At 66.8% G+C, this 18,375-nt stretch carries 19 protein-coding genes; 2 read left to right on the top strand and 17 right to left on the bottom strand.

The window, feature by feature from the left end; translation table 11 throughout:
* Window positions 1-24: 24 nt before the first annotated feature.
* The 4 genes from GGQ93_RS02785 to GGQ93_RS02770 all read right to left on the bottom strand — a co-directional run bounded on the left by GGQ93_RS02785 (window position 25) and on the right by GGQ93_RS02770 (window position 2,729).
* Window positions 25-1,071 (bottom strand): quinone-dependent dihydroorotate dehydrogenase, encoded by a 1,047-nt coding sequence (locus GGQ93_RS02785; RefSeq protein ID WP_182714406.1) that lies wholly within the window; start codon window positions 1,069-1,071, stop codon window positions 25-27.
* Window positions 1,068-1,412, bottom strand: coding sequence for a DUF952 domain-containing protein (locus GGQ93_RS02780; protein WP_054766580.1), 345 nt, complete (start codon window positions 1,410-1,412; stop codon window positions 1,068-1,070). The genes GGQ93_RS02785 and GGQ93_RS02780 overlap by 4 nt, the downstream gene beginning before the upstream one ends.
* Window positions 1,409-1,915, bottom strand: coding sequence for a SixA phosphatase family protein (locus GGQ93_RS02775; RefSeq protein WP_054766579.1), 507 nt, complete (start codon window positions 1,913-1,915; stop codon window positions 1,409-1,411). The genes GGQ93_RS02780 and GGQ93_RS02775 overlap by 4 nt, the downstream gene beginning before the upstream one ends.
* Before the next feature lie 70 nt (window positions 1,916-1,985).
* The gene (locus tag GGQ93_RS02770) at window positions 1,986-2,729 is read right to left on the bottom strand and encodes a class I SAM-dependent methyltransferase (protein WP_183215046.1); all 744 of its coding nucleotides are present in this window, start codon (window positions 2,727-2,729) and stop codon (window positions 1,986-1,988) included.
* A 45-nt stretch (window positions 2,730-2,774) separates the two neighbouring features.
* Here GGQ93_RS02770 and gloB point away from each other — a divergent pair, with 45 nt between their 5' ends.
* Window positions 2,775-3,503, top strand: coding sequence for a hydroxyacylglutathione hydrolase (gene gloB / locus GGQ93_RS02765; protein WP_183215045.1), 729 nt, complete (start codon window positions 2,775-2,777; stop codon window positions 3,501-3,503).
* Here the strand turns inward: gloB and GGQ93_RS02760 are convergent.
* The 12 genes from GGQ93_RS02760 to GGQ93_RS02705 form a co-directional block, all read right to left on the bottom strand.
* Entirely contained in the window at window positions 3,493-4,263 is a 771-nt protein-coding gene (locus GGQ93_RS02760; protein ID WP_054766576.1) for a DUF4908 domain-containing protein, read from the bottom strand. The two genes, gloB and GGQ93_RS02760, sit on opposite strands and share 11 nt — an antisense overlap.
* A gap of 48 nt (window positions 4,264-4,311) precedes the next feature.
* Window positions 4,312-5,037, bottom strand: coding sequence for an acetoacetyl-CoA reductase (phbB, locus tag GGQ93_RS02755; RefSeq protein ID WP_054766575.1), 726 nt, complete (start codon window positions 5,035-5,037; stop codon window positions 4,312-4,314).
* Between the two features lie 121 nt (window positions 5,038-5,158).
* A complete protein-coding gene (locus GGQ93_RS02750) occupies window positions 5,159-6,220 on the bottom strand; it encodes an NAD(P)-dependent alcohol dehydrogenase (protein WP_221233499.1) in 1,062 nt (353 codons plus the stop codon).
* Between the two features lie 69 nt (window positions 6,221-6,289).
* Window positions 6,290-7,039 carry a DUF72 domain-containing protein gene (locus tag GGQ93_RS02745; RefSeq protein ID WP_183215044.1) on the bottom strand — a complete coding sequence of 250 codons (750 nt, stop codon included), beginning with the start codon at window positions 7,037-7,039 and terminating at the stop codon, window positions 6,290-6,292.
* On the bottom strand, window positions 7,036-7,356 hold the full coding sequence (locus GGQ93_RS02740) for a type II toxin-antitoxin system RelE/ParE family toxin (protein WP_183215043.1): 321 nt from the start codon (window positions 7,354-7,356) through the stop codon (window positions 7,036-7,038). Before GGQ93_RS02740 ends, GGQ93_RS02745 begins: the two co-directional genes overlap by 4 nt.
* The gene (locus GGQ93_RS02735; protein ID WP_054766571.1) at window positions 7,356-7,601 is read right to left on the bottom strand and encodes a type II toxin-antitoxin system ParD family antitoxin; all 246 of its coding nucleotides are present in this window, start codon (window positions 7,599-7,601) and stop codon (window positions 7,356-7,358) included. Before GGQ93_RS02735 ends, GGQ93_RS02740 begins: the two co-directional genes overlap by 1 nt.
* A 134-nt stretch (window positions 7,602-7,735) precedes the next feature.
* On the bottom strand, window positions 7,736-9,358 hold the full coding sequence (locus GGQ93_RS02730) for an ATP-binding protein (RefSeq protein WP_183215042.1): 1,623 nt from the start codon (window positions 9,356-9,358) through the stop codon (window positions 7,736-7,738).
* Window positions 9,359-9,417: 59 nt separating this feature from the next.
* Window positions 9,418-10,779, bottom strand: coding sequence for a glutamate--cysteine ligase (locus tag GGQ93_RS02725; protein ID WP_183215041.1), 1,362 nt, complete (start codon window positions 10,777-10,779; stop codon window positions 9,418-9,420).
* Window positions 10,780-11,053: 274 nt separating this feature from the next.
* Complete coding sequence (locus tag GGQ93_RS02720; RefSeq protein ID WP_183215040.1) at window positions 11,054-11,785, bottom strand: 16S rRNA (uracil(1498)-N(3))-methyltransferase; 732 nt, start codon at window positions 11,783-11,785, stop codon at window positions 11,054-11,056.
* A gap of 318 nt (window positions 11,786-12,103) precedes the next feature.
* Entirely contained in the window at window positions 12,104-12,730 is a 627-nt protein-coding gene (locus GGQ93_RS02715; protein ID WP_183215039.1) for a hypothetical protein, read from the bottom strand.
* A gap of 185 nt (window positions 12,731-12,915) precedes the next feature.
* Complete coding sequence (locus GGQ93_RS02710; protein WP_311734573.1) at window positions 12,916-13,293, bottom strand: endonuclease domain-containing protein; 378 nt, start codon at window positions 13,291-13,293, stop codon at window positions 12,916-12,918.
* A gap of 59 nt (window positions 13,294-13,352) precedes the next feature.
* Window positions 13,353-14,252 carry a protein NO VEIN domain-containing protein gene (locus GGQ93_RS02705; RefSeq protein ID WP_183215038.1) on the bottom strand — a complete coding sequence of 300 codons (900 nt, stop codon included), beginning with the start codon at window positions 14,250-14,252 and terminating at the stop codon, window positions 13,353-13,355.
* Window positions 14,253-14,489: 237 nt separating this feature from the next.
* Between GGQ93_RS02705 and GGQ93_RS02700 the strand changes: the two genes are divergently transcribed.
* Window positions 14,490-15,557, top strand: a complete 1,068-nt coding sequence (locus GGQ93_RS02700; protein ID WP_183215037.1) for a type I restriction endonuclease — start codon at window positions 14,490-14,492, stop codon at window positions 15,555-15,557.
* A 173-nt stretch (window positions 15,558-15,730) separates the two neighbouring features.
* On the opposite strand, the gene uvrB is transcribed toward GGQ93_RS02700, so the two are convergent.
* Window positions 15,731-18,088, bottom strand: coding sequence for an excinuclease ABC subunit UvrB (gene uvrB, locus GGQ93_RS02695; RefSeq protein ID WP_183215036.1), 2,358 nt, complete (start codon window positions 18,086-18,088; stop codon window positions 15,731-15,733).
* Between the last annotated feature and the right edge of the window lie 287 nt (window positions 18,089-18,375).

The following is an 18,375-nucleotide window of genomic DNA, read 5'->3' as shown; positions in this document are numbered from 1 at the left end:
GCGCAGATCGAAACTAACGCTCCGTCAACGGCCCGATCCCACGGCGGCGGAAACGGTGGAAAACCCGTCGGCGCGCAGGCGGGCGGCCAGGTCGCGTTTGATCGCGCCGACCAATCCCGGTCCCTGATAGATCAGGGCGGAATAGATCTGCACCGCCGAGGCCCCCAGGCGAAGGCGAGCATAGGCTTCGGCCCCGCTGTCGATCCCGCCGACGGCGATCAGCGGCAGACGGCCTTGCGCCGCCTCGGCCGCCGCCCGCAGCGCCCTTTCGGCGAAGGGACGCAAGGGAAGACCCGACAGGCCGCCGCTCTCTCCGGCCTGGGGCGAGCTTAGGGTTTCGGGGCGTTCCAGGGTGGTGTTGGAGACGATCAGCCCGTCGATCCGATGGGCCAGGGCGGCCTCGACGATCATGCCGATCTCGCCTGCGACCAGGTCCGGCGCGATCTTCAGGAAGACCGGCGCGCGGTCGGGTCGGGCCGTCGGCCGGGCCGCCTCGATCCGACCCAGCAGATCGTCCAGCTGGTCCCGCCCCTGCAAGGCGCGCAGGCCGGGCGTATTGGGCGAGGAGATATTGACCGTGAAATAGGCGGCCCGGCCCGCGAGGCGCTGAAGCCCGGCGACATAGTCGGCCGCCTTGTCCTCCGTATCCTTGTTGGCGCCCAGATTGGCGCCGACGACGACGCCCTGGGGGCGTCGCTCAAGCCGGGCGGCGAAGGCGTCGAGCCCGGCGTTGTTGAAGCCCATGCGATTGATGATCGCCTGGTCTTCCTGCAGTCGGAACAGCCGCGGCCGGGGATTGCCGGCCTGGGGCCGGGGCGTGACCGAGCCGCATTCCACAAAGCCGAAGCCAAGCCGCGACAGGCCGCGCAGCGCCTCCCCGTTCTTGTCCAATCCCGCCGCCAGGCCGATCGGATTGGGCAGGTCGAGGCCGGCGATTGTCGTGTGCAGGATGGGATCATCGACCGGGGCGGCGGGCAGGGGCGCCAGGGCCAGACCCTGGATCGCCAGCCGGTGCGCGGTTTCCGGGTCCAGACGGCGCAGGCCGGCCGCCAAGCCGTCGAACAGGTTCATGCCGCATCCTCGAACCGCATGGCCCCGTCCTCGGCTACGGCGAAGGGGCGGCTGGCGGTGACGGCGGCGACGGGCAGGGGGGCGTAGAGATGGGGAAACAGGGCGCCGCCGCGCGACGGCTCCCACACCAGGGCTTCGTCGAGCAGCGCCAGATCGATCGTCAGCAGCATCAGATCGGCCTGACCGGCGTAGTGGCGGCGCGCGGTCTCGGCCAGTTGATCGGCCGTCGACATATGGATGTAGCCGTCGGCCAGATCGACGACGGAGCCTTGGTAGCGACCTTCCGCCACCATGCGGCGCCAGTCGTTCGACGACAGGATCTTATAGGCGACGGACGTCATGCCGCCCCGCCCAGGGTGCGCGGGGTCAGAAAGCCTTCGTAGGTGCAGCGCCCGGCCGCATCGACGGTGAACAGGGCCGCCGCCCCGGTCGGAAAACCCCCGGCCAGGCGATCGAGAATGGCGGGCGAGGCCGCGCTTTCCGACAGATAGTCGCCGGCCAGCGCATGGACCCCCGGATTGTGGGCCAGAACCAGCAGACAGCCGGCCTCTTCCTCGCTGGCCTCGACGAAGCCGCGCAGGACGTCGGCGGGGGCGTTGTACAGGCGCGGCTCGTCGCGCACCTCCACATCGCCGAAGGCGTCATGCATCTGCTCCCAGGTCTGGCGGGTGCGGACCGCCGAGGATACCAGGGCCAGATCGGGCTTCAGCCCGCGCTCAGCCAGGGCCCGCCCCATCAGCAGGGCTTCGTTGCGTCCGACGGCGGACAGGGGGCGGGCTTCATCGCCGCCGGACGGGCTGTTCGGCTCGGCCTGGGCGTGCCGCATGAGGATCAGTCGATGCATGGGGCTTCGCCATAAGGCCGTTCGCAGGCGGCGACCAGATGGAACGACGTCAACTCCCCGTCAGAAGCGATCAGCCGAGCGGCCCGTCGTGCGAGACGGAGGCGGCAGGCTGAGGCGCAAGCGCCGCCTTGGCCGGGACGCGCTGGGCCTTGCCGCTGGGGCGGATGCGGGCGTAGGCCTGACGCGACGCCTCCAGCAGGATCAGACCGGCCGCGCCAGGCGCGATCCGACGGCCGACCTGTTCGAAACCGTCGGCCAGGGGCAGAAGGGGCGACCAGGGCGGAACATAGAGGGTCTGGGACCAGGCCGTCGGCTCCAGCCCCGCCTCGCGCACCAGCCGTTCCAGCTGGCCCCGCGTGAACGGCCGACCGTGGCCGAAGGGGGTGTTTTCAGCGCGGGACCAGAGCCCGCCCCGCGCGGCGGCGGCCAGGATGATGCGGCCGGTCGGGGCCAGGGCGCGCACCGCCTCCAGCAGCAGGGCCGTCGGGTCGTCGGCCTCCTCCAGGGCGTGGACCAGCAGGATTCGGTCAAAGGCGCCGGCGGCGAAGGGCAGGCGGCGGTCATCGACCAGCAGGCTGCGGTTTCGGCCGACGCTGGGCCATTGTTCCACGCCCTGGCCGCCGGGCATGGCCGCCACGACCCGCCGCGCCCCGACGAAGGCGTCCAGCCAGGGGGTGGCGTAGCCCAGGCCCAGAACGTCGCAGCCTGTCGCCTCGCCCCAGGCGTCCTCCAGCCGACGCGCCAGCAGTCGACGAGCCAGGGCGCCGGTCGGCTCGCCGTAGAAGGTTCGAAGCTCGTCGATGCTGCGCCGCATGTCGCCACCATAGGCCGCCGGGGTCCGTCCTGCTAGAACGTCGCCATGACCCTGGATGTTCACCTGTTTCCCTGCCGCAGCGACAACTACGGCTTTCTGATCCGCGATCGGGCGACGGGAACCGTCGCGGCGGTCGATACGCCGGACGCGGCGCGCATCCTGCAAGAGCTGGACGGCCTGGGCTGGGGGCGGCTGGACGTGATCCTGAACACCCACTGGCATCCCGATCACACAGAAGGCAACGATAGGCTGAAGGCCGAGACGGGCTGCGAGATCGTGGGGCCGCAGGAGGTGGCGCGCGTGGCGCCGCTGGACCGCGTCGTCGGCGATGGGGACACGGTCGCGGTGGGCGAGACCCGGTTTGAGGTCACGGCCACGCCGGGCCACACCCTGGGCCACGTCGTCTATCGGTCGGTGGAGGCGGGGGCGGCCTTCGTCGGCGACACCCTGTTCGCCCTGGGTTGCGGCCGCCTGTTCGAGGGGACGCCCGAACAGATGTGGGCCAGCCTTCAGACCCTGGCGGCCTGGCCGCCGGAGACGGTGATCTGGTGCGCCCATGAATATACGGCCGCCAATGCGCGCTTCACCCTGAGCCTGGACCCCCGGCCCGAGACGGCCGCCCACGCCGAGGCGATCTTTGAGGCGCGGGCGCGGGGCGAGGCGACCGTGCCCACGACCCTCGAGACGGAACTGCGGTTCAACCCCTTCCTGCGGGCGGGTGACGCAGAGCAGTTCGCCGCGCGTCGGGCGGCCAAGGACGGCTTCAGCGGCTGAGGACGTCGTCCGCCACCAGGCGCACGATCCGCGCCGAGGACGGGCGGCCCGCGACGCCGGCGCGCGGCTCGATCACGATCCGCAGGGTGCCGCGGCTGAAGGCCGTCTGGCTGGTGCGGCCCTGATCGACGATTTCGATCCGCCGGATGCGGTTGGCTTCGGACCGTAGATTGGGCGAGCGGGCCATGCGGACGATGGCGTCCACGGCGGTGGACAGGGCGTCGGCGGCCACCGCCTCGGACCCCGGCTGGATATCGACATCGACCACGACCAGGCGCCCCAGAGCCCGGCTGGCGCGGTCGCTCTGGCGGACGATGTAGTTCCACAGCTGAACGGCGGTCAGGCCGGGCGCCAGAAGGGGCGCGGCCTCGCCGTTGCGCGACACCGGCGATCCTTGCGGCGCGGCGGTGGTGTAGAGGGTCATGCCGCCGTCGGGCGTGACCCGCAGGATCTGATCGCCGTTGTCGTTGCGATAGATGATGTCGCCGCGCGGCGCGGCGGTTGGACGCAGCACCCAGATCTCGGTCGACTGCTCGAACCGCATCAGGGGCCGGGCGCCCGTCACATCCAGCACGAAGGCTTGACCCGTGCCGGAGACGTAGCGGGCCGACGGGGGCAGGTTGCGGCGCGACTGGGCGTGGCAGTCGGCCGGCAGGACGGCCGGGGCGGCGACGGACAGGCCAAGGGCGACGACGGCGGCAAGCGCCGTCGCAGTCCCGCGCGGCGATTTTTTCGCCCAGGCCGATCCCGTCAACATCATGAGACTATGGATGAAACCGTCACGCGGCGGATTTTGGGCGAAGCCCGTTCACCCGACCAAGTATTGGCCGCCGTTCAGCGACAGGGTGCAGCCTGTGACATATCCAGCACGCTCGCCCACCAGCCAGGAGACCATGTCGGCGATCTCCTCGCCCTTGCCCAGGCGGCCGACGGGAATCTGCGACACGATCGATTCCAGAACCTTGGGGTCCATGGCGCCGACCATTTCGGTGTCGATATAGCCGGGGGCGATGCAGTTGACGGTCACGCCCTTCCTGGCGTTTTCCAGCGCCAGGGCCTTGGTGAAGCCGATCATTCCGGCCTTGGCGGCGGAATAGTTGGTCTGGCCGATCTGACCTTTCTGACCGTTGATCGAGGAGATGTTGACGATCCGGCCGTGGCCCCGGTCGCGCATGCCGTTGATGACCTGGCGCGTCATGTTGAAGACGCTGTCCATATTCACCCGGATCACGTCGGACCACTGGTCGTGGCTCATCTTGTGGAAGAAGCCGTCGCGGGTAATGCCGGCATTGTTGACCAGGATGTCGATCGGACCCAGTTCGGCCTCGACCTCGCTGACGGCGCGGGCGCAGTCCTCGAAACTGCCGACATTGCCCTTGACCACCATGACGCCCAGGGCGCGGGCGGTGGCCTGGGCCGCCTCGTCATTGCCGGAATAGCCGGCGGCCACCCTTATGCCGTCCTCGCTGAGGCGTTGAACGATCGCCTTGCCTATGCCCCGGGTTCCGCCGGTCACCAATGCTACGCGCGCCATCCGTCCGTCCTTGTTTCCTCGCGTCCGTCTGCTGCGGACTGTCGCTCAAGGTGTAGCCGCGCAGGGGTTGCGGATCAAAGGCCGATTTCCCCTGCGGCGCCTTTACGCCTGTTCAGGCGCGTCAGGCCGCCATCTTCGCCATGTCGATGACGAACCGATAGCGGACGTCGGACTTCAGCATCCGCTCATAGGCGTCATTGATCTGGTCCGGGGCGATGGTCTCGATGTCGCAGACGATGCCGTGTTCGGCGCAGAAGTTCAGCATCTCCTGGGTCTCGGCCATGCCGCCGATCAGAGAGCCGGCGATCCGCCGCCGACGCCACAGCAGGGGCACGGCGTAAACCGGCAGGCCCTCGGTGGTCAGCCCCAGCATGACCATGGTCCCGTCGCGGGCCAGAAGCTGGGTGTGGGCGGCGATCTCGTGGGTCGCCGAGACGGTGTTGATGATGAGGTCGAAGCTTTCGGCCGCCGCCTTCATCGCCGCCTTGTCGCTGCTGATCAGGAAATGTTCGGCGCCCATCCGCTCCGCATCGGCCTTCTTGCGGTCGGAGGTGGACAGGACCGTGACCTCGGCGCCCATGGCGGCGGCCAGCTTGACCGCCATATGGCCCAGTCCGCCCAGGCCGATGACCGCCACCTTGGAGCCCGGTCCGACCTTCCATTCCTTCAGCGGCGAATAGGTCGTCACGCCGGCGCACAGCAGGGGGGCGGCGACGTCCAGCGGCAGGCTGTCGGGAATGGTGACGACAAAGTGCTGATCCACCGTGATATGGTCGGAATAGCCGCCCTGGGTGATGGTCTCGGCCGTGCCGCCCTTCCTGTCCTTAGCGCCGTAGGTGCCGGTGAAGCCGGGCACGCAATATTGCTCAAGCCCCTCCCGGCAGGATGAACATTCGCGGCAGCTGTCGACCATGCAGCCGACGCCGACGCGGTCGCCTTCCTTGAAACGGACGACGCTGGAGCCGACGGCCTTGACCACGCCGGCGATCTCGTGGCCCGGCACCAGGGGATAGGATGCGGGTCCGGTCTCGCTGCGGGCCATGTGCAGGTCCGAATGGCAGATGCCGCAGTATTTGATCTCGATCAGCACATCGTCCGGCCCGGGATCACGCCGCTCGAAGCTGTAGGGGACCAGGGGCTTGTCGGCGGCGGTCGCGGCGAAGGCGCGGGTGGCGATCGGCATGGGGAGTCCTTCAGGCTTTAGGGCGTGGCTGACAGATGCGCACCGCAGGCGCCGCCCGCAAGGCCGGCCCTATTTGAGCTGGGCGATCAGAGCCATGGCCGCCGCCGGATTGCGCGCCTTGGCCCCCGAGATGAAATAGGCGAAGACCTCGCCGCGCTCGGCCCAGGCGCGGACCTGGTCGGCGACGGCGGACAGTTCGTCGGCGGTCATGCCGGTCGGTTCGTCCTGGCGGCTGGACATCAGCCGGGCATAGGAGAAGTCGGCGGTCGCCTCGTCGATCTGGGGCCAGGTCGGCTCTTCGTCATCGACGGCGTAGACGATGGCGACGCCGTATTTGCGAGCCAGGTCATAGAACTGTTCGGTGGCGAAGGTCGGGTTGCGGACCTCCAGGGCGTGGCGCAGGCGGACTCCGTCCTTCTCGGGCGGCAGCAGCTTCAAGAAACCCTCGAAGTCCTCTGGATCGAACTTCTTGGTCCCCATGAACTGCCAGTTGATCGGCCCCAGCCTGTCGCCCAGTTCGGTCAGGCCCTGGGACAGGAATCGGTCGAAGCTCTCGCCGCCTTCGGACAGGACCTTGCGATTGGTGCAGTAGCGGCTGGCCTTGACCGAGAAGACGAAGCCGTCCGGCGTCTCGTCGCGCCACTTCTTCCAGCTGTCGGGTTTGAAGGTCGAATAATAGGTGCCGTTGATCTCGATCGAGGTCAGTTTCGAGGCGGCGTATTCCAGCTCGCGCTTTTGAACTAGGCCCTCTGGATAGAAGACCCCGCGCCAGGGCTCATAGGTCCAGCCGCCTATGCCGATGTGGATGGGGTGGGTCATGGTTCGCTCCCTTCGTCGTTCGATCCGACCTCAGAGCCATCGGATTGCCAATCCTCAAGCGCGTGCCGAATGCGTCGGATAAACACGTCCGCATCGTCGATCCGATAGAGGACGGCATGGCTCTTGTAGAACATCACGTGAGCGTCCGCGCTCAACTCGGGCCGAGCGGCTCCGAGCCGGGGGAAGTCCGTAAGCAAATCCAGTTTCGCGAACAGGCCCTCGATATAGTCATCGGCCTGACGGCTCCCAAACAGTTCCAGACCTTGCAAATAGACCTGCTGCAAGTCCGCCCGCGCCTCGCGGCTCAGGCGAAGCATTAGGAGGCGCGGCGCAACTGGGCGCGCAGTTCCTCAATCACTTCACGCGGAGACTGATCGGAAACGCCAGAGGCGTCGGCCTCTGCGATCAATCTTTGCCAGTGCGCGATCTTTTCCGCCTTGACCTGCTCGCGGCGGATCAGGTCGCGGATGACGTCGGAGGCGTTGGCGTAGCGGCCCGATTGGGCCTGTTCCTCGACCCAGGCCTTCATCGGGTCGGGCAGGGAGATGTTCATCGTAGCCATGGGCGGTCCTTCCCTATCGCGTCGGAGGATGGACCTTTGGCAAACTTTGTCAATTTCCACCCCCAAGGGACGATCGGCCGAAAAAGGGTGTCCGAACTGTCCGATGTGTCCGATTTGTCCCTCAGGACGGGGCCTTACCCCGCTCGCACGTCAGAGGCGGTCGCAGGGGCGGCCATCAAGACCTGAATGCCGCCCAGCAGGGCGGCGGCGGTGACGGGCTTGGAGACGTGCAGATCGGCGCCGGCCGCCAGGGCCTGACGGCGGTGGTCGTCCATGGCGTTGGCGCTGAGCATGATGACGGGAGTGCGCCTGCGGCGGCTCGCCTCCACCCGGCGAATGGCGCGTGTCGCCGTCAGGCCGTCCATTTCCGGCATCTGCATGTCCATCAGCACCAGGTCGAAGTCCTGGCTCTGGAAGGCCTCAAGGGCCTGGAGCCCGTTGTCGACCGTGACGATCTGCATGTCGTGCGCGCCCAGGATCAACTGGACGACCCGCTGGTTGACGGGGTGATCTTCGGCCAGAAGCACGCGGAGCGCGGGCAGGGGCGCGGCGATCTGCGTCGCCCGGCCGCGTGTCTGGACATCGTAATCACCCAGGCTGCTGACGCGCGGCAACGGAATTTCGACCGTGAACCGGCTGCCGACGCCCGGTGTCGAGGCGGCTCTGATGCGGCCGCCCATCATCTCCGTCAGGGCGTGGCAGATCGACAGACCGAGACCGGTCCCGCCGAAGCGCCGGGTGACGGTGCTGTCGGCCTGAGTGAACCGCTCGAACAGGCGCGCGGCGTGGTCGCAGGAAAAGCCCACCCCCGTATCCTGCACCGTCAGGCTCAGCACGGTCAGGCCGTCGGAGTCTTCGCACACCCGGACGTCGACTTGGACGCCGCCGTGCTGAGTGAACTTGACCGCATTGGACAGGAGATTGTCCAGAATCTGGCGGATTCGCAGACTGTCGCCGACGAAGACGCCGCGGGCGTCGGCGTCGCGCCGCACCTCCAGGGTCAGGCCCTTGGCCTCGGCCCGCAGCCGCGCCACGTCCAGGCCGGCCTCCAGCGCCTCGTCCAGGTCGAAGGGGCGGGTCTCCAGGTTCAGCTGGCCGGCCTCGATCTTGGATACGTCCAGAATGTCCGAGACCAGGCGCTCCAGCGTCACGCCCGAACTCGCGATCAAGGCGACCATCTCGGCCTGTTCTGGGCTGAGGTCGGTCTTCGACAGGGCGTCGACGATTCCGATGACGCCGTTCAGCGGCGTGCGGATTTCATGGCTCATATTGGCCAGGAAGTCGGATTTGGCCTGGTTTGCGGCTTCCGCTGCGGCCTTGGCCTCCATCAGGGCGCGCTCAGCCGCGACCTTCTGGGTGACGTCGCGCGCGACGCCGAAGATCCGGTTCCCCAACCGCTGGGCGCGCCATTCCAGGGTGACGTAGCGGCCGTCCCGGTGGCGATACCGGTTGATCTGGCCCAGAACGGGATCACCCGGCCGACGGCTGACGACCTCGGCCATGGCCTCGCGCGTCGCCTCCTGATCGTCGGGATGGATCAGGCTGGGCAGGAGGCGGCCCACCAACGCCTCGGGACGATAGCCGAGCACGGTGAACCAGGAGGCGCTGGCCTTGAGCACGGGCCCGTTGATGTCGCGCACCACCAGCAGATCCAGCGAGACGTCGAAGAAGGTGTCGAGATCCAGCTCCGGCGCCCTGCGAGGGGCGTCAAAGGGCGCGGCAGGCGTGAGCGAGTCTGCGATCGAGCGGCTGGTCATTGTTCGGCTTACCCGTATGGGACACGCCGTACAGCTTGCGGGTTAAGGACGCCTTTTCATCAGTAGGCGAAATCGGCGTAAATCCGCTTCACATCGCCGCCCCAGGGGCCGTGGTACAGGTCCAGCAGCCGCTCGGCTGGGGTGATCCCGCTGTCGGCGATGTCCTCCAGTTCGGACAGATAGCCGCGCTCGTCCACCATGCCGCCCGAAAAGCGCGCCCGGTTTTTCAGACCCTGTTTGGCGATATTGACCAGGTCCACGGCGATGTCGCGCACGCTGCGGCCCGCAACTTCGGCCTTGAGGCCCAGGCGGGTCACATCGCGGCGCAGGCGCTCGTGGTCGGCGATGTCCCAGTCCTTGACCAGGTCCCAGGCGGCCGCCAGCGACGGCGCGTCGTACAGGACGCCGGCCCACAGGGCGGGCAGGGCGCAGATCCGGCTCCACGGGCCGCCGTCGGCGCCGCGCATCTCCAGATAGGCCTTCAGCCGCACCTCGGGGAAGAGGGTGGTCAGATGGTCGTTCCAGTCCTTGATGGTCGGATAGTCGCCGGGCAGGGCGGGCAGTTTCCCGGCCTGAAAATCACGGAACGACTGGCCCGAGGCGTCGACGTATCGACCGTCGCGCTTGGCGAAATACATCGGGGTGTCCAGCGCATAGTCGGCGTAGCGCTCGAAGCCGAAGCCGTCTTCGAAGACGAAGCCCAGCATGCCGGTTCGATCCGGGTCGGTGTCCGTCCAGACATTGGCGCGGGCCGACAGGAAGCCGTTGGGCCGGCCTTCGGTGAAGGGGCTGTTGGCGAACAGGGCGGTGGCGATCGGCTGAAGCGCCAGGGAGGTGCGGAACTTCAGCACCATGTCGGCTTCGGAATCGAAGTCCAGATTGGCCTGGATGGTGCAGGTGCGCAGCATCATGTCCAGGCCCAGCGACCCCACCTTGGGCATGTAGGCGCGCATGATGTCATAGCGGCCCTTGGGCATGACCGGCGTTTGCTCGCGGGTCCACAGCGGGTCGAAGCCGGCGCCCAGAAAGCCGACGCCCAGCTGGTCGGCCACCTGTTTGACCTCCATCAGATGCTGGCCGGTCTCATTGCAGATGTCGTGGATGGTCAGGAGCGGGGCGCCCGACAGTTCGAACTGCCCGCCGGGCTCCAGGCTGACTGAGGCGACGAAGCCCTCGTCGTTCCGGCGCTCCAGCCCGATCAGAAAGCCGTTCTCCTCGACCGGCGTCCAGCCGAAGCGCTGCAGCCCCTCCAGCATGGCCTTGATGCCGTTCGGGCCGTCATAGGCGGGGCGGGCCAGGGTGGTCTTGTCGAAGCCGAACTTCTCGTGCTCGGCGCCGATGCGCCACTGGTCCTTGGGCTTGATCCCCTTGGACATGGCTTCGATCAGGGCGGTCCGGCTCAGCGGCGCGTTGTCGGTCATGCGTCAGTCCCCTTCGGCGCATCAGCGACCGTCTGTCGCGGCTAGATGGGCGAGGTTGAGGCAAGGCTCAAGGGGGCGGCGCGTATTCCGGAACGGATCGCAACGTCAAAAATCCTCCCCCTCTGGGGGAGGTGGCTCGGAGCGCAGCGGAGAGACGGAGGGGGCGCTGGGCAGATTGCGGCGCCTGGCCCCCTCCACCCCCGCGCAAGGGCGCGGCGGTCCCCCTCCCCCAGCGGGGGAGGAATGGGGGAGGAATGAGGGGGAACGGCGTCTCTCAGCGGTCCCAGTCGCCGACCGCCGCCTGCCACAGGGTCATGGCGGCGATGGCGGCGGTGTCGGCGCGCAGGATGCGCGGGCCGAGCGAAACGGCGGTGGTGAAGGGCAGGGCGCGGAGCCGTTCGCCCTCCTCGGGCGAAAAGCCGCCTTCGGGGCCGATCAGAATGGACCATTTTTGATCCTGGAATCCCTGAACGGCCGCCGTCAGCGCTCGGATCGCCGGCGCCCCGCCGGTCTCGTCGCAGAACATCAGCCGCCGCCCGGCCTCCCAGCCGTCCAGCAGGGCGTCCAGCTTGATCGGATCGTCGATGCGGGGGACGTCCAGGCGGCCGGTCTGTTCGGCGGCCTCCTCGGCGATGGCGTCCAGCCGGTCCAGACGGATACGGTCCGCATTGGTGCGTTTCGTCAGCACCAGCCGCACCCGGCGGGCGCCCAGTTCCGCGGCCTTTTCGACGATGGTCTCGACCCGGGCCTTCTTCACCACGGCGACGATCAGCTCCAGATCCGGGCCGAGCGTCTGGGGTCGGGTCTGGGCCTCGGCGCGCAGGATGACGCCCTTCTTCAGCACCTCGGCGATCGCGGCGCGCCATTCCCCGTCGCGGCCGTTGAAGACCAGCAGTTCGTCGCCCGCCTTCAGCCGCATCACCTGGGTGAGGTAGCGGGACTGGTCCAGGGTCGGGGCGACGGCGGCGCCGGGCGACAGGTCGCCGGTCACATAAAGACGTATCATGGGTCAGGTCTCGATCGCCGCAGGGGCTCAGCTGCTCATCATGTCCTGGGCGAACTCCAGGTCCATCTTCTTCATACGCTTGATCTCGGCGCGCAAGCGAGCCGCCTCTTCGTGCATGCACTCGGTCAGGTTATCGGCCATCCATGGTCAGGTGGCGACCGGGGCGCGGCGGCCGGCGCGGCTTGCCGGAGGATGACGAACGATCAGGGGATGGCTTGGCCGCCGAAATGGAGACCGCCGCGCTCAACTTCTTCCTTCTCCCCTTGCGGGAGAAGGTAGCCCGCAGGGCCGGATGAGGGGTCGGTTCGGCGTGGACCGTCAGGGCTGGTGCAACCCCTCATCCGACCTCCCCTCGGGACAAGCCCGAGGGTCGCCCACCTTCTCCCGCAAGGGAAGAAGGAGTCCCACCTCCACCCCCTCCGGCACGCCCACCGCCCGGCGCCACTCCTGCGGGTGCAGACGCGCCATCTCTGCATCCAGTCGGTAAAGCGGCCTCAGCGCCCCGTCCTCGTCCCAGAACGCCTCGGCCCAGACATACCCCATCTCCACCGCCCGTTCCCGGTCCCGCGCCGCCGCCTCGGGGCCCAGATGGTCGGCGCGCCAGCGATACAGCCACGGAATATGCCAGTGCGGCGCCCGCGTCAGCCGCTCGTCCTTCATCGCCTCGACCAGACATTCCGCCAGCGCCCGCGCATCCGCCAGGCGCGCCTCGAAGGCGTCGCGCCGCCCCTGCACATAGGCGCCCCAGCCCTCGGCCGGCTCCACCGGCCCCGCCTTCGGCTCCGGCCGCGCCCAGCCCTCCGCCTCGCGCCGCTTCCACAGGGCGTGCACCCCGACGTCATACCGCCGCGCGACCGACCGCGCGGTCTCCCCATCCTCCCACGCCTTGCGCACCTCGGCCCAGACGGCGTCGGATCGGATCTTGCGGTGAATGCCCTGGCTCATGTCCCCACGGCCTAAACCGCCGTTACGCCAGAACCGGACGTGGCCCATCTCCTTCTCCCCTTGCGGGAGAAGGTGGCCCGCAGGGCCGGATGAGGGGTCGTTCAGCCTGAACCGTCAGAGCCGGTGTAACCCCTCATCCGTCAGCCTTCGGCTGCCACCTTCTCCCGCAAGGGGAGAAGGAAGCCTCAGTCGCGCGTCAGTCTTTCCTCCGTCGCCGCCACAATGGCCGACAGCACCGCTTCCCGCTGGTTCCCGATCATCCCATTCGGAAACCGCAGCACCCAAAACCCCTGTTCGCGCAGCCAGGCGTCCCGCTCGGCGTCCTCGATCTGGTCGTCATGCTGCGGCCCGTCCGCCTCGACGATCAGCCGATGCCTCAGGCAGACGAAGTCGACGATATACCGCCCGATCACCATCTGTCGCCGAAACTTCAGCCCCGCCAGCCGCCGATCCCGCAACAGGCCCCACAGCCGCCGCTCATAATGGACGGGCTCGCGGCGCATCTGTTTGGCGCGGGATTGCAGCCAGTCGTCCATATTCAGATTGTGCGCAACACTCGCCAAGATTGCAACCTCCTTCTCCCCCCTGCGGGAGAAGGTGGCCCGCAGGGCCGGATGAGGGGTCAGAAGGACGCCCGCCACGCCTCCGGCGTCAGCACCACCGCGCTTTCCAGCGGCGGCGCGAGGACGAAGAATTCCGGCCGGACGGGCAAGCTATGCACCCGGTAAAGCCGCCATGCGTCAGGCCGCTCCTGCGCCACCTCGCATTCCGTTCGCGTGAGGAAGAAGTCCGTCGATGCGCCGCCGCGCGTGGCCTTCACCTCGATCAGTCGCTCACGACCATTCGTCGGATCGAAGCTGCGGATGTCGTACCCGGCTCCGTCTCCGCGCTCCTGCGACGTCCATTCGACCTTCTTCGCTAGATCCGCCCGGTCATGGGCGATCAGATGGGCGCGTTCGTGATGGAAGATGCGCTCCTCGCCTAACAAGCCAAGCTGCCGGTTCCGCTGATCGCGAGCCGCCGGATCGAACTTCCGAACCAGTCGCGACAGGCCCGCGGGTCGCCGGGGCCTCTCCGCGCCAAGGGGAGGGGCCGCGGTCATCAGCAGGGGCGCCGGCTCAAACACGGTCGAGGGCTCTGACACCCCGCTTCCATATATCGGCTGTTCGGCCGCTTGGGCCCGCAGGGAGTCGCGCAATGGCATCCCGATGTCCCAAGCGGCTGGGTGCTGGTCGAGATGGCGTTCCAGTGCGGAGAAGATGGCCTCTTGGTAGTTCGGCCGACTACCGAAACCGTTCAGCTTTGGCATGCCCAGCTCGGTCAGGACGGCGGAGATGTTTCCGTACTTCTGACCGACCGAGCCGACCGTGCGGCCGATCTGCTGTGACAAGGCCTTGGCATGGTGCAACTTGACCAGCGGACGACCAGAGACGGCGTCGTCGAGCATGGCGAAATAGTCGGCGACGATGAGGTCCAACTCCTCATCATCCCAGTTGCGGCCATACTTGCCCTGATCGACCAACCCAGTCTCCCCACCAACCTTAGGTTAGTATGACGGTGACGGTCTTTACCAGGGCGCTAATCGCCCTTCCTTCTCCCCCTGCGGAAGAAGGTGGCCCGCAGGGCCGGATGAGGGGTCGGTTCGTCGTGGACCGTCAGGGCCAGTGAAACCCCTCATCCAGATTGATTGTCCGCCGACGGCGCTAGACTCCCGTGCCGGTTGCGGCTTAGCTATCGTTGTTCAATAAGGGGGAAAGCCTTGGACATTCAAACGAAACTGGGCGAACTTCAGAAACGCACGATGGAGCATCGAGAGGTGTTGCTGACCGAAGAGGCCGCAAAGACGGCCTTGGTCATGCCCTTCATCCAAGCGCTGGGCTACGACGTGTTCAACCCGTCCGAGGTCATTCCGGAATATACAGCCGACGTCGGCACCAAGAAGGGTGAGAAGGTCGATTACGCCATCTGCCATGGTGGCAAGATCCGCATTCTGATCGAGTGTAAGCCTAGCAATGTGGCGCTAAACCTCAACCACGCCAGCCAGTTGTTTCGCTATTTCTCGGTGACGGATGCCCGGCTGGCTATCCTGACCAACGGCGTCGTCTACCAGTTCTATTCCGACGTCGAAGCCACCAACAAGATGGACGACAAGCCGTTCTTCACCTTCAGCATGGACGCGCTGAAGCCGACCGATGGCCGCACGGTCGAGAAATTCACCAAGCTCTCGTTCGACATCGACAAGATCGTTCAGGAAGCGGGACTGCTGAAACTCCAGTCCATGCTTCGCAAGGAACTGGAAAAAGAGATGGCCGAGCCCTCGGAGGAGTTCGTGCGGATGATGGCCACCCGTGTCCACGAGGGGCGCGTCACTGCTCAGGTACGCGAGAATTTCGGCAAAATGGTCGTGGCGACCTTTTCTTCGATCATTCGCGACAAGGTCAACGAGCGCCTGTCCACGGCCCTGAACGCGACCGGCCCGTCTATGACCGACCAAGACGAAGCCCCGCCGAGCGATCCGGAAATCGTCGTGACAACGGAAGAAGAGGTGTCCGGCTTCCACATCATCCAGGCCATCGCCTCTAAAGTCGTAAAGCCCAAACGCATCGTCATGCGCGACGCCCAGTCCTATTGCGCGATCCTGCTGGACGACAACAACCGCAAGACCATCGCCCGCCTGCACTTCAACGGCGTCACCAAGAAGTATGTCGGCACCTTCTCCGACAAGGACGAAACCCGACATCTGATCGGCGACCTGACGGACATCTATCAACTGTCTGATCAGATCGAGAAGCGGATCAAAGAGCTTGAAGGCTCCGAAAAGCCCTGAGCGAAGGTTACCTCTAAATTGCGTGTCCCTTCTCCCCTTGCGGGAGAAGGTGGCCCGAAGGGCCGGATGAGGGGTCGGTTCGGCGTGGATCGTTAGGGCCAGCGTGACCCCTCATCCGACCTCGCTTCGCTCGGCCACCTTCTCCCGCAAGGGGAGAAGGAAGCGGGAGGCCCCTACAGCCGCCCCTTCCTGAACGCCTCCGCCTTCTCCGCCGCCGCCTCCCTGCGCCACTTCTTCGGCGCCGACCGGTCCACCTCTTCGCCCGCCCCCGTCAGGGCCTCGTTGGCGAATTCCAGGTCCAGCAGCTTCATGCGCTTGATCTCGTCGCGCAGGCGGGCCGCTTCCTCGAACTCCAGGTTGGAGGCGGCCTCGCGCATGCGGCCTTCCAGGTCCTTGAGCGCGGCCTGGAAGTTGGAGCCGACGAAGGGTTTGGAGGCCTCGGCCACGCCGGGGCGGGTCAGGCGGTCCATCTCGCGGGACTCATAGGGGCTGTCGAGGATTTCCTTGATGTCGCGCTTGACGCTTTCGGGCGTGATGCCGTGTTCGGCGTTATAGGCCATCTGGCGTTCGCGGCGGCGGTCGGTCTCGGCGATGGCGCGCTCCATCGAGCCGGTCATGCGGTCGGCGTAGAGGATGACGCGGCCGTCGACGTTGCGCGCGGCGCGGCCGATGGTCTGGATCAGGCTGGTCTCGGAGCGCAGGAAGCCCTCCTTGTCCGCGTCCAGGATGGCGACCAGGCCGCATTCGGGGATGTCCAGCCCCTCGCGCAGCAGGTTGATGCCGATCAAACAGTCGAAGGCGCCCAGACGCAGGTCGCGCAGGATCTCGATCCGCTCCAGCGTGTCGACGTCGGAGTGCATGTAGCGGACCCGCACCCCCTGTTCGTGCATATATTCGGTCAGGTCCTCGGCCATCTTCTTGGTCAGGGTGGTGACCAGGCTGCGGTAGCCGGCGCGGGTGGTGGCCTTGACCTCGTCGATGACGTCGTCGACCTGGTTGCGGGTGGCGCCGGAGACCGGGCGGATCTCGACCGGGGGGTCGATCAGGCCGGTGGGGCGGATGACCTGTTCGACGAAGACGCCGCCGGCCCGCTCCATCTCCCACGGGCCGGGGGTGGCCGAGACGTGGATGGTCTGGGGGCGCATGGCGTCCCATTCCTCGAACTTCAGCGGGCGGTTGTCGATGCAGGAGGGCAGGCGGAAGCCGTATTCGGCCAGGGTGGACTTGCGGCGGTAGTCGCCGCGGAACATGCCGTTGATCTGGCCGATGGTGACGTGGCTCTCGTCCACGAACAGCAGGGCGTTGTCGGGGATGTATTCGAAGAAGGTGGGCGGGGGCTCGCCGGGGGCGCGGCCGGTCAGCCAGCGGGAATAGTTCTCGATGCCGGCGCAGCTGCCGGTGGCCTCCATCATCTCCAGGTCGAAACGGGTGCGTTGCTCCAGCCGCTGGGCCTCCAGCAGTTTGCCGTTCTCGATCATCCAGTCCAGCGTCTCCTTCAGCTCGGCCTTGATGCCGTTGACGGCCTGGTTCAGCGTCGGGCGCGGGGTCACATAGTGGCTGGCGGCGTAGACGGTGATCTCGTTCAGCTCGGCGGTCTTCTTGCCGGTCAGGGGATCGAACTCCTGGATCGATTCCAGCTCGTCGCCGAACAGGCTGAGGCGCCAGGCCCGGTCCTCCAGGTGGACCGGGAAGATTTCGATCACGTCGCCGCGTTTGCGGAACATGCCGCGTTCGAAATTCAGATCGTTGCGCTTGTACTGCAGCGCGATCAGATCGGCCCTCAGCTTGGCCTCGTCGATCTGGTCGCCGACCTTCAGGCTGAAGGTCATGGCCGTATAGGTCTCGACCGAGCCTATGCCGTAGATGCAGGAGACGGAGGCGACCACGATGACGTCGTCCCGCTCCAGGATCGCCCGCGTCGCCGAGTGGCGCATCCGGTCGATCTGCTCGTTTATCGAGCTGTCCTTCTCGATATAGGTGTCGGTGCGCGGGACGTAGGCTTCGGGCTGGTAGTAGTCGTAATAGCTGACGAAATATTCGACGGCGTTGTCCGGGAAGAAGCTCTTGAACTCGGAATAGAGCTGGGCCGCCAGGGTCTTGTTGGGCGCCAGGATCAGGGCCGGGCGCTGGGTCTGTTCGATGACCTTGGCCATGGTGAAGGTCTTGCCCGAGCCGGTGACGCCCAGCAGCACCTGATCCCGGTCGCCCGCCTCGGCCTGGGCCACCAGTTCGGCGATGGCGGCGGGCTGATCGCCGGCGGGGGTGTATTTCGTCTCCAGCCGAAAGCGCCCGCCCTTCTTGGCGCCTTCGCGCGAGGGGCGGTGCGGCACCCAGTCGGCCGGGGCGGCGACCGGCTCCTCCGGCGTCAGGCGCGGACCCGTCACCGGGGCGAACATCGGCATTTTCCCGGTGTCGCGAATGAAGGCGGCCGCCGCCTCCCGCACGCCGGGATCGGGCACATGGACGGGTTTGGCGGGGACGGGCTTGGCGGGCTTGGCCGCAGCGGGCTTCGGCGTCGAAGAACGGTTCATGAACAGAACTTAGTGCGGCGACGGCAAGGGCGCCAGAGAGCCGAAGAGCGCCTGTAGCGCGCAGAATGTGGCGCAGGTGGGCCAAAAAATGGCGACAAAACGTCACTACGCGAAAAGAACATGCTTCGATATGCCGCGACGTGGCTGCTGTTTTTCGGTTTTTCGTCGCTAATCGTACGTTTGTGCGACTTTTTGGTTGCGGCCCGTATTCCCGATCCTTAACAGGGTCACAGAACTGATACATTTGATGTATCGGTGATATATACCTTTGTTACCCGGCTACCGAT

Source organism: Brevundimonas aurantiaca (assembly GCF_014199955.1).
Classification (GTDB): Bacteria; Pseudomonadota; Alphaproteobacteria; order Caulobacterales; family Caulobacteraceae; genus Brevundimonas; species Brevundimonas aurantiaca.
Note: the sequence above shows the minus strand (reverse complement) of the source record. Positions and strands in the feature narration are given on the sequence as shown.